Annotated in this window: 14 protein-coding genes; 4 read left to right on the forward strand and 10 right to left on the reverse strand. The window is 53.2% G+C overall.

Translation table 11 applies throughout. The features are described from left to right. The first annotated feature begins 66 nt into the window (after positions 1-66). Together HF685_RS01225 and HF685_RS01230 are read left to right on the forward strand one after the other, a co-directional pair. Positions 67-987 carry a hypothetical protein gene (locus tag HF685_RS01225; RefSeq protein WP_168817890.1) on the forward strand — a complete coding sequence of 307 codons (921 nt, stop codon included), beginning with the start codon at positions 67-69 and terminating at the stop codon, positions 985-987. Next, positions 984-2,369, forward strand: a complete 1,386-nt coding sequence (locus HF685_RS01230) for a sensor histidine kinase (RefSeq protein ID WP_168817892.1) — start codon at positions 984-986, stop codon at positions 2,367-2,369. The genes HF685_RS01225 and HF685_RS01230 overlap by 4 nt, the downstream gene beginning before the upstream one ends. A gap of 75 nt (positions 2,370-2,444) precedes the next feature. On the opposite strand, the gene HF685_RS01235 is transcribed toward HF685_RS01230, so the two are convergent. Beyond that, positions 2,445-3,674 (reverse strand): citrate synthase, encoded by a 1,230-nt coding sequence (locus HF685_RS01235; protein WP_425500195.1) that lies wholly within the window; start codon positions 3,672-3,674, stop codon positions 2,445-2,447. Between the two features lie 90 nt (positions 3,675-3,764). Beyond that, complete coding sequence (gltX, locus tag HF685_RS01240) at positions 3,765-5,183, reverse strand: glutamate--tRNA ligase (protein ID WP_168817897.1); 1,419 nt, start codon at positions 5,181-5,183, stop codon at positions 3,765-3,767. A 30-nt stretch (positions 5,184-5,213) separates the two neighbouring features. On the opposite strand from gltX, the gene HF685_RS01245 reads away from it, so the two are divergent. Continuing rightward, complete coding sequence (locus HF685_RS01245; protein ID WP_168817899.1) at positions 5,214-7,490, forward strand: ComEC/Rec2 family competence protein; 2,277 nt, start codon at positions 5,214-5,216, stop codon at positions 7,488-7,490. A gap of 197 nt (positions 7,491-7,687) precedes the next feature. On the opposite strand, the gene lexA is transcribed toward HF685_RS01245, so the two are convergent. The 6 genes from lexA to HF685_RS01275 all read right to left on the reverse strand — a co-directional run bounded on the left by lexA (position 7,688) and on the right by HF685_RS01275 (position 12,548). Beyond that, positions 7,688-8,401 carry a transcriptional repressor LexA gene (gene lexA, locus HF685_RS01250; protein ID WP_168817901.1) on the reverse strand — a complete coding sequence of 238 codons (714 nt, stop codon included), beginning with the start codon at positions 8,399-8,401 and terminating at the stop codon, positions 7,688-7,690. Between the two features lie 107 nt (positions 8,402-8,508). Next, a complete protein-coding gene (locus HF685_RS01255) occupies positions 8,509-9,693 on the reverse strand; it encodes a molybdopterin molybdotransferase MoeA (protein WP_168817903.1) in 1,185 nt (394 codons plus the stop codon). Next, positions 9,690-10,160: a cyclic pyranopterin monophosphate synthase MoaC gene (moaC, locus tag HF685_RS01260; RefSeq protein ID WP_168817905.1), complete on the reverse strand. Its 471-nt coding sequence runs from the start codon at positions 10,158-10,160 to the stop codon at positions 9,690-9,692. Before moaC ends, HF685_RS01255 begins: the two co-directional genes overlap by 4 nt. Beyond that, on the reverse strand, positions 10,157-10,966 hold the full coding sequence (trpC, locus tag HF685_RS01265; protein ID WP_168817907.1) for an indole-3-glycerol phosphate synthase TrpC: 810 nt from the start codon (positions 10,964-10,966) through the stop codon (positions 10,157-10,159). Before trpC ends, moaC begins: the two co-directional genes overlap by 4 nt. Further along, positions 10,963-11,949, reverse strand: a complete 987-nt coding sequence (trpD, locus tag HF685_RS01270) for an anthranilate phosphoribosyltransferase (RefSeq protein ID WP_168817909.1) — start codon at positions 11,947-11,949, stop codon at positions 10,963-10,965. Before trpD ends, trpC begins: the two co-directional genes overlap by 4 nt. Next, positions 11,946-12,548: an anthranilate synthase component II gene (locus HF685_RS01275; protein ID WP_168817911.1), complete on the reverse strand. Its 603-nt coding sequence runs from the start codon at positions 12,546-12,548 to the stop codon at positions 11,946-11,948. Before HF685_RS01275 ends, trpD begins: the two co-directional genes overlap by 4 nt. A 102-nt stretch (positions 12,549-12,650) precedes the next feature. Here HF685_RS01275 and HF685_RS01280 point away from each other — a divergent pair, with 102 nt between their 5' ends. Beyond that, the gene (locus tag HF685_RS01280) at positions 12,651-12,953 is read left to right on the forward strand and encodes a polyhydroxyalkanoic acid system family protein (protein WP_168817913.1); all 303 of its coding nucleotides are present in this window, start codon (positions 12,651-12,653) and stop codon (positions 12,951-12,953) included. Between the two features lie 84 nt (positions 12,954-13,037). Here HF685_RS01280 and trpE read toward each other — a convergent pair whose 3' ends face one another. Continuing rightward, entirely contained in the window at positions 13,038-14,588 is a 1,551-nt protein-coding gene (gene trpE, locus HF685_RS01285; RefSeq protein WP_168817915.1) for an anthranilate synthase component I, read from the reverse strand. Between the two features lie 8 nt (positions 14,589-14,596). Next, a complete protein-coding gene (locus HF685_RS01290; RefSeq protein WP_168817917.1) occupies positions 14,597-16,555 on the reverse strand; it encodes a peptidyl-prolyl cis-trans isomerase in 1,959 nt (652 codons plus the stop codon). Positions 16,556-16,697: the final 142 nt, after the last annotated feature.

Here is a 16,697-nt window from a genome sequence, read left to right on the forward strand (position 1 = left end):
GCATTACGGGCCGGTAGCAGGTATATCTCCCATGATTTGGGGGCCGCGTTATTCCCGAAATCAAACGTGGTTATTTCCGATCGGATGCTTTCCCATGCGCGGCAATATTTATGTGCGCTGGTAACCGCAATAGAATCAGAAATCTGCCTGATCGCGATGGAGCAATTTGGTGTATCGAACGAAGCGATTAAATCCCTTGCCGCCAGAGAAAATTCTCGCAGCTATGAGTTGCTTGAAACAACCGGCGTACTGAAAAAGCAGACCTTGCTGAATAGCGTTTTTGTGAATGCGCAAAAGGAAGAGCTGCAATCTCGTTTGCTGCAAAAAACCTCGCAGGAAGATTTGGAGAATACCCTTACGCAGCATCTTGATGATGAAGATAACGCCATTGCTGAAGCTGCAATGGCGCTCTTGGTTGCGCATGGCCGCAAAGCCGCCAGTCTTGTCAGTCTCAGCGACCTTTCGGCAGAGACACTTCATGCTTTGGCTTGGCCCGTCGTTGCCGCACTGGAGAAACTGGCGAACTACACGGGCAACGGTTTGATAATGGCTGCTGAAAATATGCTCGGTTTGCATGACGAGAGCGCTTCTGTTGAAAGCCGGGCGGGTAGATTGGCATTGTTATTGAGCAATCCCAATCGGACATTTTGTCTGCAGCCGCACCCTCTTAACGACGGGCTGCATCTTTTCCTCGCAAAATTGGCTCGGCAATCGGGGCTATCAGTCGATCAGATCACCATATTCACCGCCGAGCCAAATATGGCGCGCCTGGTGATTGTCATGCGTGCATCGGAGTTGCCGCCGGAACATGCGCTTTCCATTTTTGCCACGCTAGAAGCTTCTGGCGCAATACTCACTGCAGCATCTTACAACGAAATTGATATCGAAACCGCCAAGGGCCTGATGGCAAAGTGGCGGATGAATTTATCTTATCTTGAGGCGGAAACTCTGTTTTCCGTCAATACAGACGGCGCCTATTTGGGGTGAGGCCATCAGGTAATCTTGCGGAGCCGGTGCGCGGCAGGCTCGACACTGACGGCAGATTAATTTCTGCCGATCCCTTGTTGTTGCGCCTGCACTTTAATTGCGGCGGTTATGAGGGCGGGCCACTTGCCGTTCCGCAACTCGCCAATATCTGCCGGCTGAGTAAACAGCTGGGCATGAATCTTTCACGATCCGTTCGAGCAGCGGACGATGATAGCACCATTGATATGTGGGTTGAAACAAGGCTGCATCGCGGGCCAGATGATACGAGCATGGATATTTCCATAGTCGATTGGAACGAGAGCCAAGCGCCATTAGCGCATGAACAATCATCCGGTCGGCAACGGGATTTTGATAAATTGGCAGGTCTCGGTACGATGAGAACAGACACCTCCCTGCGTATTGTTTCTGTTTCATTGCCAAGCGATCTCGAGGCTGGAGTGTTGACTATCGGTCAATCGTTGCTCGATGTTTTTGACATTCTGCCACCATCAAAACATGGCGCATTGGTAGAAGCTATTGCAGAACGTCAGCCGATCAGAAACCAGCGCGTTCGTATGAACATCGGCGAAAAGCGACTTTTTGGATTAACCGGGCATCCACTGATCGACACCGCAGGGCTTTATTCGGGTTATCGATTCTCTTTGGAGATAGATAATACCGTCGATAATCAATCGAACTCCAGCACTGATCGCGGCAATCTGATCAGCGACTCCCTATTTGGGGCGCAACTCGGTCCGGCTTTGCGGCAACCACTTGGAAAGATAATCGCCAATGCAGAGACAATCGGCAGCCAACTGGAAGGGCCCTTGCGCGGTGACTATGCGAATTATGCCAAGGACATTGCATCGGCTGGTCGTCATTTGCTGGACCTGGTCAATGATCTCTCGGATCTCGAAGCAATCGAGCGACCGAATTTCAAAGCGGTCGCTGACGAGATTGATTTGGTTGATCTTGCACATCGGGCTGCCGGATTACTGGCAGTCAAATCGGCTGATCATCAAATTCGCGTGGATTTGCCGGACAAGGAGAATCAGGTTCCTGCATTGGGAGAGTTTCGCAGGGTTCTACAGATTTTGGTCAACTTGCTAGGCAATGCAATCCGTTATTCTCCCGATGGTTCGGTGATAAAGATTGCAGTGAATAGTGACGGCGAACGCGCTTCAATTTCAATACGGGATCAGGGTGTTGGTATTGCCGAGGAAGATCAGCCTAAAGTCTTCGAAAAATTTGAACGGCTTGGCCGTTCCGGGGACGGGGGTAGCGGCTTGGGACTGTTTATCTCCCGCCGTCTGGCAACGGCTATGGAAGGCGAACTCTCCGTGAAAAGCGTTGCAGGCAAGGGCGCTACTTTCACTTTGGCGTTACCTGCCCGCAAGTCATAAGTAGTTTTTGCCGTCAGCGGAGGCACAAAAAAGGGAGCCCATTGGCTCCCTTTTCGGCTTTTGGTTTATTACAAATTACCGCTTGTCGATTGGCACATAATCACGATGCGTTGGGCCGGTATAGAGCTGACGTGGTCGACCGATACGTTGGCCTGGATCTGAAATCATCTCATTCCATTGCGCTACCCACCCGACGGTGCGAGCTAGGGCAAACAAGGCCGTGAACATGGACGTTGGGAACCCGATCGCTGACAGGATAATGCCGGAATAAAAATCGACATTCGGGAAGAGCTTTTTCTCTTTGAAATAGTCATCATTCAGAGCCATTTCCTCAAGTTGAAGCGCAACGTCAAAAACCGGATCATTCACTTTTAATGCTGCAAATACTTCGCGGACGGTCTCTTGCATCACCGTGGCGCGAGGATCGTGATTTTTATAGACGCGATGGCCAAAGCCCATCAGACGGAAAGGATCATCCTTGTCCTTTGCGCGCGCGATATATTCGGGAATGCGATCGGGATGGCCGATTTCGTGGAGCATATTGAGTGCCGCTTCATTGGCTCCGCCATGAGCAGGACCCCAGAGGCAGGCGATGCCCGCTGCAATGCAAGCAAAGGGATTTGCGCCCGATGAGCCGGCAAGGCGGACTGTCGAAGTAGACGCATTTTGCTCATGATCTGCGTGGAGAATGAATATCCGGTCCATCGCCCGTTCAATCACGGGATCAACCACATATTCTTCCGCAGGTACACCGAATGTCATGCGCAGGAAATTGCCAGTGTAGGACAGGTTGTTGTCGGGGTAGAGGAAGGGCTGACCAACTGCATATTTATAGGCCATAGCCGCAATTGTCGGCATTTTTGCAATAAGCCTGTGGCTGGCAATCATTCGCTGTTTGGGATCGCTTATGTCGCTGCTGTCATGGTAGAAGGCAGACAGCGCACCGACAACACCGCACATAATTGCCATAGGGTGCGCATCTCGGCGAAAACCCTTATAAAATCCGCTAAGCTGGTCATGCAGCATGGTGTGGCGCGTGATCGTGTTGGTGAATTCGCTATATTGGTCGGAATTGGGAAGTTCTCCACGCAACAAGAGATGAGCCACTTCCATGAACGTACTATGCTCTGCCAGTTGCTCGATGGGATAGCCGCGATGAAGCAAAATGCCCTTGCCGCCATCAATGAATGTTAATTCGGACTCGCAACTCGCGGTTGATGTGAAGCCAGGGTCATAAGTAAATGCATCCGTTTGCGCATAAAGCTTCCGGATATCCATAACATCAGGACCCTCGGTTCCCTTCATAATCGGGAACTCGTAATGTTGGCCATTGATCTCAAGTTTTGCGCTATTGTTGCCCACAATATTGTCCTTTCTTACCCTGAATATTTCAGGTTATTTTATATGATCTGCGATGCGGGCGAGTGACTCTTCCTTGCCCAAAAGTACTAACACGTCAAAAATACCGGGTGAACTGGTGCTTCCCGTTAGTACCGCGCGCATAGGTTGTGCGAGCTTTCCTAACCCCAATTCGGCAGACTCCGCAATCGCTTTGGTTTTTTCTTCCGTTGCTTCGAGCGTCCAGTCTTCCAGATCCATCAAAGCATCGTGAATCGATTTTAGCAATGTCCGTGCATCATTATCTAGCAGAGACTTTGCCTGTTCGTCGAGGCCAAGTGGACGCTTTTTAAAGAGAAAAAGACTATTCTCAGATAATTCGATCAGATTTTTAGCCCTGTTTTTCAAAACCGGCATGGCCTTTGCCAGTAATTCAGTATCGGAATGATCCAATTTCCGATCAAGAAGTTCCTCGATCCCAAGCGTCGTTAATGCAACCAGGGCGCTATCATCGGCGTCACGAATATACTGCCCATTTAGGTTTTGCAGCTTTTTTGCATCAAATCGCGATGGGGATTTGCCCACGCCGTCCAGGCCAAACCACTCGATAGCTTGCGCGCGCGAGATAATCTCGTCATCGCCGTGGCCCCAGCCCAAACGCAGGAGATAATTGAACATCGCGTCTGGCATGATGCCCATGTCGCGATAGGCTTCCACGCCCAGTGCTCCATGCCGTTTTGACAGTTTTGCGCCGTCATTGCCGTGAATCAGCGGGATATGGCCGTAAACAGGTTCCTTCCAGCCCATCGCACGGATCATCGCAAGTTGCCGGAAGGCGTTATTGAGGTGATCATCTCCGCGGATAAGATGGGTCACGCCCATGTCATGATCATCGACGACCACCGCGAGCATATAAGTGGGGGTGCCGTCTGAACGCAGCAATATGAAATCGTCAATCTCGCTGTTTTGCACGGAGACCTCGCCCTGAACGGCGTCGGATATGGTTACTTTGCCAGACTGCTCTGTTTTCAGACGGATAACATAAGGTGCATCGGCCGATGCCTCTGAGGGATCGCGGTCCCGCCAGCGACCATCATAACGCATTGGTTTTTTCTCGGCCTTTTGTTTCTCCCGCATTTCTGCAAGTTCTTCCGATGTTGCGAAACATTTATAGGCATTGCCCGATGCCAGCAGTTCATAAGCGACCTCGGCATGGCGGGCCGCGCGTTCGGATTGGAATACAGGTTCATCATCCCAATCCAGTCCAAGCCATTCCAGACCTTCCAAAATTGCGTCAATTGCTTCCTGAGTCGATCTTGCTGCATCCGTATCTTCAATACGCAACAGTGCTTTGCCGCCATGATGCCGGGCAAAAAGCCAGTTAAACATCGCGGTTCGCGCGCCGCCAATATGCAGAAAACCGGTAGGAGAGGGCGCAAATCGGGTGACGACCGGGTTGGATTGATTAAGATTCACGCTTGGTGCTTCCCTGTGATAAGAAAATTTATGCAAAATGGCTTGAATTCGGAAAGCATTGGCACCGCTAGCGGGTTTCAAGTCACGCCGAATGATCAAGCCCTTAGCACGCGATTTGGTTTGCGACAATTGTTCCCGGCCCGGAATAATCGTCCGAACTGGCAGTGGTTGGAAAAACGGCTTGAGCAGGAGCGCGATCAGCTTGCCCTATGGGCTCCCGTCGCAGTGGCCTGCGGTATAGCCATCTGGTATTTGACCGCGAATCCTTATTCGGCGGTGGCTTTTCTCGCTCTTTGTATCGGAATGGCGACGATTGCGGCGGCGTCGGGAAATGGAAGCAGGTCTGCGCAGGCGATATTTTGGTTCGCTCTTCTAGCGGCGCTGGGATGCGGGTTAATCTGGTTCCGATCCTTGATGGTCGCCGCACCGGCGCTGGAGCGGCCTGTTGTTACCAGTTTTTATGCAGAGATTGAGCAATCCGAAATCGTCGCCGCGCGAGATATTTTGAGACTGACGCTGGCAACGCAGGAGAAACAAAACCTGCCTCCCCGTGTCCGGGTTAATCTTCCATTGGGCAGTGGAGAACAGCTCAAGGAAATCAGCCATTTGCAATCAGGCGCAGTCATTAAACTGCGCGCGCGCTTGATGCCGCCTGCCATGGCGTCTTTGCCCGGCGCCTATGATTTTTCAGAGCGCGCCTGGTTTTCCGGATTAGGGGCAACCGGACAGGTGCTGGGCGATATTGAACTGGTCAAGTCAGCACGGCAGATTCTTCCGACGGAGCAAGTCAGGAGCCAGCTTGCGGCCCATGTTCGGTCACGGATGGATGGGGGAGCGGGGGCCATAGGGGCGACGCTGGCCACGGGCGATCGTGGCGCTATCAGCGAAGCTGATGCGGAAGCCATGCGCCGTAGCGGGCTTGCCCATCTGCTCTCGATCAGCGGGCTTCACGTTACCGCAATAGTGGGCGCGGTTTACCTTGCGGTATTGAGGATATTGGCGCTCTCTCCCTTCCTTGCGCTGCGTTTTCGTTTGCCGATCATTGCCGCCGGTTTTGCGGCCGTCGCGGCGCTAAGCTATACATTAATGACCGGAGCGCAGGTACCAACCATCCGCGCCTGCGTTGCTGCCATGCTGGTCCTGATCGCGCTGATGATGGGCCGCAGCGCGATCACCTTGCGCATGGTTGCAGCCGGCGCGCTTTTTGTTTTGATACTCTGGCCAGAATCTTTGGTTGGGCCGAGTTTTCAACTCAGTTTTGCGGCCGTCACGGCAATTATCGCGCTGCACGAACTTCCCGCTATGAAAAAGCTAATTGCGCGACGCGAGGAGAGCTTGCTCCGGAGGGCAGGCCGCGCTGTGCTGGCGCTGTTTTTGACCGGCCTGGTGGTTGAAATCGCATTGATGCCGATAGCACTTTATCATTTCCACAAAGCGGGAATTTATGGGGCACTCGCAAATATCATTGCTATTCCGCTCACGACCTTTCTGATTATGCCGCTGGAGGCACTCGCGCTGCTGCTAGATAGCGTAGGCCTCGGCGCGCCTGTCTGGTGGATGTGTGAAAAAATGCTTGGTTTTCTGCTAGCACTAGCCCATTTTGTTTCTACAAGACCGGGCGCTGTCACCATGCTGCCAACAATGTCCACCGGAGCCTTCGCACTGGTAATTTTTGGCGGGATATGGATGTGTTTATGGCGAGAGAAATGGCGCTACTTAGGGACAATTCCCATTGCGATTGGCGCGTTGTTTATCGTCGGAACCCGCGCGCCTGATATCTATATTACGGGCGATGGTCGCCATGTCGGTATTCGCAGCGATGGTGGAGATCTCGCGATGCTGCGAACCCGCAGCGGTGATTTTATCCGCAACATGGTGCTCGAAAATGCTGGCGTCGATGGCGAAGCAATGGCGCTGGAAGATTGGCCAAACGCGGATTGTAACAACGACAGTTGCACGGTTACTTTAAACAAAGAGGGTCGGGACTGGATATTGCTGGCGACCCGCAGTTCGTATTACATTCCCGCTATGGCTTTGGCAGCCGCATGCCGCCGCGCCGATATCGTGGTGAGCGAGCGCCGATTGCCGAACAGTTGCGAACCGCGATGGCTGAAAGTTGACCGCGATATGCTCCGCAAAGTTGGCGGTATGACAATCAATCTGGAAAATTCCGAAATCCACACAGTATTGCAGCGAACCGGACGTCACCCGTGGACGCGCTTTGAGACTGAGCAGTCGATGGCGGAGCGCGCGTCGAAGGCCAGGAAACCCTATGAAGGCATCACGCGGGAGGAACCCCACGAATAAAGTAGTTCAAAACTATGCAAAACTTGGCCTTCGATCAGGCCTATTTAGTAGTGAGCAGGTTGAAGCGCAGATTGGTCAAGCCATCCTTCGGCTGCATCAGGATGAGCGGGCAGCTGATTTCGACCATCCAAGACGAATTATGCAACGAACCTCGCGCAGCTTGACGATCAGGCGCCTTGATCAAGCGCAGACAAAATCTAGTTATAGCGCCGCAGCAGTCCCGCCATTTTACCCTGAACGCGGACTTCTCCCGGACCATATATCTGCGGTTCATAGGCAGGATTGGCCGGATCCAGCCGGACATTGCCATTCTCTCTCCGCAAATATTTCAGCGTTGCTTCTTCATCATGGATCAACGCAACGACAATCTCGCCATCGCGTGCGATTTCGGTGCGCTGTATAAGCGCAAAGTCACCATCCAATATACCCGCTTCAATCATCGAGTCGCCCGAAACTTCCAGCGCATAATGCTCGCCGGGGCCAAGCAGGGCAGCCGGAACGCTCAGCGCCGTCTCGCCCTCAATCGCTTCGATAGGAACGCCAGCTGCGATGCGGCCATGTAGCGGAATTTCAATAACATCATCATTTGCAACAGCGCGTCTAACTTTTGGCAAAGCCTGAGGTGCCTGCGTTGGAACAGTTTTTTGTATCGACGTTATTTCGACAACATTGCTCGTGCTCGCCGCAGCCATACCGCCTTCAGGCAATTTCAAAACTTCCAGCGCACGAGCCCGGTTTGGCAGCCGGCGAATAAACTCCCGTTCTTCCAATGCACTAATCAGCCGATGAATACCGGATTTGGACTTGAGTCCCAGTTCATCTTTCATCTCCTCAAAAGATGGCGAAACTCCCGTTTCCTTGAGGCGAACGTCTATGAAGCACAAAAGTTCATGTTGCTTGGTAGTGAGCATATTCCGGTTCCCATTTCAGAACGAATAAAGAACAATTATGAAACAAACAGGGGCATGTCAAGCCTATACTGATTATCCCTTGTTCTATCGCGCCACGCACCAGCCAATCAGATCGAAATATAATGGACTGTGCCTCCCGCAAGTTCTTCATCCGAATTTGCTGGTCGATATAGCAGGGCATTGGCCGCCGCCAGTACCGATAGTTTTGCGCTGTCCTGGCTATCAAAAGCGGTGATGCCAACGGAATCAACTTGCGCTCTCAGGAATTGCGCGCGGTTTTGGGTGGGTGGCAGGGTGGTTGTCGTTTGTGCGCTTCGATATTTGGGCAAATATTCGGCTGCGCCTGCCATGTATCGGACTAGTGGCAACAAAAGCAATGTAGCGCTGACAAAAGCTGACCCGGGGTTTCCGGGGAGGGCGAGAACCACGCTATTGCCGAGCTTTCCCGACATAACGGGTTTGCCGGGCTTCATCGCTATTTTATGGAAATCTATGGTGCCACCCAATCGTTCAAATGCCGGCGCGACCAGATCGTGATCGCCAACTGATGCGCCGCCTATGGTGACGATAATGTCGCAGTCCCGCGCGCTGTCCAGCGCGGCGCACAGCGCGTCCATATTGTCTGCTATGCGGCTCAGAGCGCGGGTTTCCCCGGTAAGACCTGCCAGCATGGCTGACACCATGACGTCATTGCTTGCGGGTATCTGGTGGGAACGGGCGCGCGCACCCGGTTCTACAAGTTCGTCTCCAGTGGATACGACCGCAACGTTGGGTTTTTGGTGCGCAGGAAGTTCGCCATATCCGGCAATTACTGCATGGCCGAGCGCTGCTGGCGAAAGCCATGTGCCTTTGCTGAGCGCAATGTCCCCTCTGCAAAAATCACTGCCTATGCGGCGGACATGACGGCCTTGTTCCGGCGAAGGTTCGGCTATGAGGCTGATAACATTGCCATCGGTTTCAACATTTTCCTGCATCACAACAGTATCCGCGCCACCTGGTAGCAGTGCACCAGTAAAAATACGCGCGGTCTGGCCGGATTTCAGTGGTGGACAAGGTTCACTGCCAGCTTTGCATTCACCAACGCACGTCCAGGGACCAGCGCGGTCTTCAAACCGGATAGCGTAGCCATCCATGGCAGACATATCGGCTGCGGGTTGATTGCGATGCGCAGCAATATCCGCTGCGAGATAGCGGCCAAGGGCTTGTGCTATGGGAACGGTCTCAATTGGTAGTCGCGTCGCCAAGGAAACAAGACGCTGCTGCGCCTCTTCCAATGGCAGAAGCGCGCTCATTTTGCCCACCACTCGCCTGATTTTCCACCGGTTTTCGACAGCAGCCGGATATCGCTGATGATCATGTCCTTTTGCACCGCTTTGGACATATCATAAATTGTTAAAAGAGCGATAGAAGTTGCTGTTAATGCTTCCATTTCTACACCGGTCTTTCCCGTAAGCCGTGCAAGTGTCTCCACCCGTATGCCATCATCCACAAACGTGAAATCAACGGACACTTTGCTCAATGCTAGAGGGTGGCAAAGCGGCATCAAGTCGCTGGTTTTCTTGGCCGCCATGATTCCAGCAATCCGCGCGGTTGCGAGCACATCGCCCTTGTTCAGCATATTAGCCTTTATAGCCTCCATCGTCTCCATCGCCATGGTGATTTTGCCTTCGGCCCGCGCTTCGCGCACGGTGTCCGCCTTGCCGGAAACATCGACCATATGGGCCGCGCCGTCGCCGTCAATATGCGTGAGTTTGCTCATGGTGCATTTTCCATCGATTGTCCGCTTAACAGCAGCCGGGTCGCCGCTTCGACATCGGGTTGGCGCATCAGGGACTCGCCGACCAGAAATGAACGTGCCCCGGCCTCGGCCAGGCGCTGGCAATCCGCATGGGTGAATATGCCGCTTTCCGAAACCATGATCCTGTCCTCCGGCACCAGCGCAGCAAGGCTTTCTGTTTGCTCAAGAGACGTTTCGAACGTCTTGAGATTACGGTTGTTAATGCCCAGCAGGGGTGATTGCAGTTTAAGCGCGCGTTCCAGCTCGATGGCATCATGCACTTCAATCAGCACATCCATGCCGTGTTTTATTGCCGTCGCTTCTATTTCTGCCGCCAGAACATCATCCAGCGCTGCCATGATGATGAGAATGGCATCTGCTCCCAGAGCGCGTGATTCCAGCACTTGCCAGGGATCGACCATAAAATCTTTGCGCAGGCAAGGCAGATGGGTCGCGGCTCGTGCGGCCACCAGATATTCATCCGCGCCCTGGAAATAAGGTTGATCTGTAAGGATCGACAGACAAGCGGCACCGCCAGCCTCATAGGCGCGGGCATGGCTTGGCGGGTCAAAATCAGAACGGATTAGACCTTTGGACGGGCTGGCTTTTTTAATCTCGGCGATCAGCGCAAAGCCTTCGCGCGATTTCCCCTCAATCGCCCTGATAAACCCGCGCGGAGGGTCTTGCGCTGCTATCTGCATGTGCATGGCGCTGTGCGATATTGCCGCCTGGCGCTCAATCACATGGCCGCGCTTCATGTTGCAAATTTCGGTCAGCTTATCGGTCATTGGTTGGCAATCCAGCAATTCAGGAGCGCATTGGCAAGGCCTTTGTCGATGGCCTCAGCCGCTTCTTCCACACCGTCTTCCCAGCTTTGGACTTCTTCCGCCACGAGCAACGCACCAGCGCTGTTTAGCAACACAGCATCACGATAGGCAGATTTTTCACCAAGCAGGAGTTGCCTTAAAGCTGCGGCATTAAAATGTGCGTTGCCGCCTTTTATTGCATTGGCATCATGGCGTTTAAGGCCGACATCTTCCGGCGCAATCACGCTGTAGGCAATCTGACCGCCTTCGATCATAGCCACTTTGCTTGGTCCGGAGATACTTAACTCGTCCAGTCCTTCTTCACCCGATACAATCATGGCTTTCTCATAGCCAAGCCCGGCAGCAGCTTGCGCGTAGGTTTCGACCAAATCAGGCGAGGCAACGCCGATAAGTTGTCGTTTGACCTTTGCCGGATTGCATAATGGACCAAGCAGGTTGAAGATGGTGCGGCGCCCTATTTCTTTGCGTATCGGTGCCAGCGAGCCAAGGGCTGGGTGATGATTGGGCGCAAAGAAAAACGCGATGCCAATCTCGCGCAGGCTCTCTTCGCCATTGGTAGCCGCTTTCGCGAGGTCCAACCCCAGGGCTTCTAATGTATCAGCAGCGCCGGATTTACTCGAAGCGGCACGATTTCCGTGTTTCGCCATCGGAATATCGCAGGCAGCGACGACCAAAGCCGTTGCGGTTGAGATATTGAGGCTATGACTGCCGTCGCCGCCCGTGCCGCAAACATCGATAGCATTGGCAGGAGCTTCAACAGCGACCATCCGGGCGCGCATTTCTGTGGCCGCTGCCATAATTTCTGTCGCGGTTTCGGTTCGTTCGGCCAACTCGACCAGAAATGCCTTGATTTCGTCCGCATCGCATTTGCCATCGAGGATTGCAGCAAAGGCTGTCTTTGCATCGTCAAGCGACAGGTTGGTCCTGGGATCGGGCAACATCATGAGACCATCAACTTCGATTCGAAATGTTTCGGACTCAACCCTGCGATTTCCATGAAACTTGCCAGCAGCTTGTGGCCGTATTCGGTCGCAATGCTCTCCGGGTGAAACTGGACCCCGTGTATTGGCAGGCTTTCATGGCGGAAACCCATAACCGAACCGTCATCTGCAGTGGCGTTCACAATCAGGCATTCGGGAATGTCTTCGACAATCAGCGAGTGATAGCGGGTCGCTGTATATGGTGAGGGAATACCGGCAAACACGCCGCTATTGTCGTGGCTTACAGGCGAAGTCTTGCCGTGCATCAACCCGCCGCGAACCACTTGGCCGCCAAAATGCTGGCCGATGCTTTGATGACCGAGGCACACCCCGAGCAGCGGTTTTCCTGCATCAGCGCAAGCCGCGACCAAGTCGAGCGAAATGCCCGCTTCATTGGGTGTGCAGGGGCCAGGCGAGATTAGAAACGCATCTGCGCCGGTTGCCAGCGCGTTAGATGCGCTCAGTGCATCATTGCGCTCCACCCGAACTTCTGCGCCCAGTTCCATCAGATAATGGACGAGGTTGAAGGTAAAGCTGTCATAATTGTCGATAACGAGGATCATGCCAGAACGCCTAATCGACATTTGTGCACAGGCCAAGTTTTTCTGGTGTACATTGACGCGCCGTCGCGGCGTGATAGGAGAGTTTCAGAGGGAGAAACGATCATGGGCGTACCGGTTACTGTCAATATTCCGCATAAATTGGGATTGGCCGAGGCGAAAGTGCGTATGGGCAACGGCATCCATACGTTAAGCGAATCCGTACCCGGCGCGAATGTGACCGATCATCATTGGGAAGGGGATAACCTGCATTGCACAATGGAAGCGATGGGCCAGCGGATCAATGCGGAGATGCAGGTGCGCGATGATGAGGTATATGCGGTGTTTGATTTGCCGCCACTGCTCGGGATGTTTGCCAATAAGCTGAAAGAAAAGCTGCAGAAGCATGCGCCTAAGATGCTGGAATAGAGTTAGCTTTGGTGATCGGACCGATATTGCGACGTAGATAGCAATCGCAGTTGCGCAAACCGACAAATTGACACGACAACGTGGCTACTGCCCAAAACTCAAGTCCTGCGCCCGCTTCACAGCCTCTTTAGCTGCTGCCAGCAATGCGCCCGATTTCGCTTCACACTCGGCTTGCTCATAAGCCGGGTCGCTATCCGCCACGATGCCTGCGCCTGCCTGCACATGCAGTACGCCGTCTTTGACAATACCGGTTCGCAAAACAATGCAGCTATCCATACTGCCATCTGGTGAGAAATATCCCACGCCGCCAGCATAAGCGCCACGGGTCTCCGGTTCGAGTTCAGCAATAATCTCGCAGGCGCGCACTTTGGGTGCGCCGCTTACGGTTCCTGCAGGAAAGCCTGCAAACAGAGCGTCAATCGCGTCTTTATCGGGGGCGAGTTCTCCTATGACGTTTGAAACGATGTGCATCACATGGCTGTAAAACTCTACCGTGTAGCTGTCGGTCACTTCAACGCTGTTCGCGGTAGCAACCCGCCCGACATCATTGCGCCCCAGATCAAGTAACATCAGATGCTCGGCGCGTTCCTTTGGATCGGCGAGCAGGCTTTCCTTGTTGGCTTTATCTTCCGCCACATTGGTTCCACGCGGTCGGGTTCCGGCGATCGGACGGATGGTGATCTCGCCATCGCGGGCCCGGACCAGAATTTCCGGGCTAGAGCCAGTTATGGCAAAGCCCGGAAGGTCGAGAAAAAACAGGAAAGGCGAGGGGTTTATCCGGCGCAAAGCCCGGTAGAGTTCAATTGGTGGTAAGCCAAATGGTGTGGTGAAACGCTGCGCTAACACCACCTGAAATATGTCACCGGCCTCGATATAGTCTTTGGCGCGCAACACCATGTCCTGATATTTACGGGGAGGGAGGTGCGGTGTGAATTCTATTGCGGTCGCGCCGAGTGAAGTCGAGTCACTTTGTTTTGACGTTGTTTCTACCGGCTTCGCTCGAGACGAACGGATGGGTTCGTCAAGTTGCCGCTCCACTTCATCCAGTCGCTCCATTGCCAGCGCAATCCTGGCCTCGACATCGCCATCCGCTTCCGGCCAGACCGGCGCCACCAGAAAAAGCTCATCTGCGAGCCGGTCGAAGATTAAAATAACTGTTGGTCGCACGAACAGCATATCCGGGAGCTCAAGCTCCGATTGCGGCGCGCGGGGCAGTTTCTCGACCAAGCCAATGGTTTCATAGCCGAAATAGCCAACCAGGCAGGCGAGAGCGCGGGGTAGCTCTTCTGGCACTTCCATCTGACAGGTGGACACTAATGTGCGCAAGGCAGAAAGGCTGTCCTGATCCGTAGGTGCGAAAGCATCGCGATCTGTTAACCAGTGAGAGTTTATCTCGGCCTTCTCGCCATCAGCGCGAAACACCAAGTCAGGCGCCAATCCGATCAGGCTATGGCGTCCGCGCGTTTCGCCGCCTTCCACTGATTCCAGCAGAAAATCTCCGCGTTCGCTTTCCATAAGTTTGAGAGCCGCAGAAACCGGGGTTTCCGTATCAGCAACCTGTTTGCGCCAGATGAGAGCGGGTTTGCCCCCGGCCAACGCATCGCGCGCCGTATCAATTCCGAAACAGCGCGCCATTCAAACCATCAATTGGCGCTGCTGTCGCGGCCGGTTAGCTGGTTCCTGAGCGCGGTGAGAGCACCATCATTTTTCTCGACGCCGACATCTGCTTTCATCGCATTGATGAATTGCTCGGTATATTCGTTGCCAAACACCTGTTTAAATTGTGCGCTTGTTGCCTTCAATAGATCGACACGTTTGGTGGCATTACCGCGATCAATCTTATCAAGCGACACCACAAACCAGCCTTGATTTTGTGGCGCTTTAAGTGTTTTGGCGGTCTTCTCGGCCATGCTGAACATCAGCGTCAATGGCGGTGGAACCTGACCCTGCTGACTTTGTCGGGCCAGTTCAGCACGTGTGCTTTTAACCGGCTGGATCGGCGGCAGGTCTTTGACCTTGGCATCGGCAATGGCTTTAGCAAGCGATGTACCCCTGCTGACGGCTTTGGAGATTTGATCGGCAACAGTCTTGGCCTTTTTTGAGCCTTGCTCCAATATGTAATCACGCGCCACAACCTGCTCGATGGATTTCAATGGCGGCGGTGCTGAGGGGGTAATATCCGTAACATCGACAATCGCATATTGCTGTCCGGGAATTATCTCGACGACCTGTGGTTCAGAATCTGCCTCAAGTGAAAAGGCAATCGGCAAAATACGCTGCATTTCCGGGATGGGTTTGTAGTTTTGATCTTCCGGGTTCTGCCCATTTGCGAGAAGTGCAGGCGTGGACTCAATTTTGAGTCCCTGTTCCTTCGCCACGTCGGCGAGTGAGGATCCCGCCGCAAATTCGTCTTCCATGCCCACGGTCATTTCCGCCAGCGCTTCGTCAATTTTATCCCGGCTCAGTTCAGCAACAATTTCAGTGCGAACCTGATCCAGCGACTTACCTGGCACGGCCTGAACGCCGTTTACCTTGACCACATGCCAGCCAAGAGCGCTTTGCGCGGGTGCGGAAATGTTACCCGATTTGGTAGAAAACGCTGCATTGGCAACCGCCTGCGAACTGGCCTTGATGAAGTCCGCTTTGTTTACACTGCCAATATTAGCCGCTGATAATCCAACAGATTGCGCTGCGGCACCGATTGACACACCGGCTTTAATTTTATCCACCATTGCTTTTGCAGCAGCTTGTGTAGGTAAGATGACCTGTTCCATATTGCGCAATTCGCTCGCCGCGTATTTGGTTTTGTTGAGATTATAAAAGCCCTCGATTTCCTTCTCGCTTGGCTTCACTTTGTCATTGAAGCGCTCTTTCGAGAAAATCGCATAGCTAATCGTTCGACGTTCGGGGATTGTATAACGAGCGCTATTTTTTGAATAAAATGCTTTCAACGCGCTGTCAGCAGGTTTGGCCATGTCGACAAAAGCAGCTGATGGAATAATTGCGATTTGACCCTGGCGGCCTTCCAGCAAAAGCGAAGCATAGGGCACAACGAGATTTTGTGGCACCGCAGCACCATATCCCGCAGCTGGCAACAATTGATCGGCAATCAGATTGCGGGTGAAATCATCGCGCAGTTGTTTTTCCTGAAGGCCTTGTTGCTGCAGCGCGCGGCGGAAGTTTTCTTCGTTAAACTGCCCGTCTGCTCCCTGGAAAGACTGGATGGCTGCGATTTCGGCATCAACCAGTCGTTTGCCTGCGGTTATACCGTATTTTTTTCCAAAATCAGCGATCGCAAAGCTGTTAATCAATCGATCCAAAATCCCGTCAAAGCCGCCGCCATTAACGTAGGTTTTAAGATCAAGTCCCGTATTCTCTCGCTGCTCGGCACGGAAAGCGTTATTTACCGATTGGCTGAGTTCCGCGGTGGTGAGCTTGCTATCGCCTACCTTCGCTGCCGTTCCGGACCCGGTGACACCGCCGAAGGCGCCAGAACCGGAGACATCAGCCGTTGCAAATGCAATCGCGATGATGCCGACAAAGCCCAATGTCAGAAACAATCCGAGTTTGGATGAAAAAATACGGCGAAAAAAACTAATCATATGTAATCTGCAACCTGAGGTTAATTGGTGATTTGAAGAATGCTTTAGGCGGCTTGCAGGTGACGTTCAAGCAAAAGGGGCGATGAGCCATTGGCCTGGTCAACTTTATTTGATAGCGACGGCGGCAAGATATTTTTTTGAA

This window comes from Parasphingorhabdus halotolerans, from assembly GCF_012516475.1.
Lineage (GTDB): Bacteria > Pseudomonadota > Alphaproteobacteria > Sphingomonadales > Sphingomonadaceae > Parasphingorhabdus > Parasphingorhabdus halotolerans.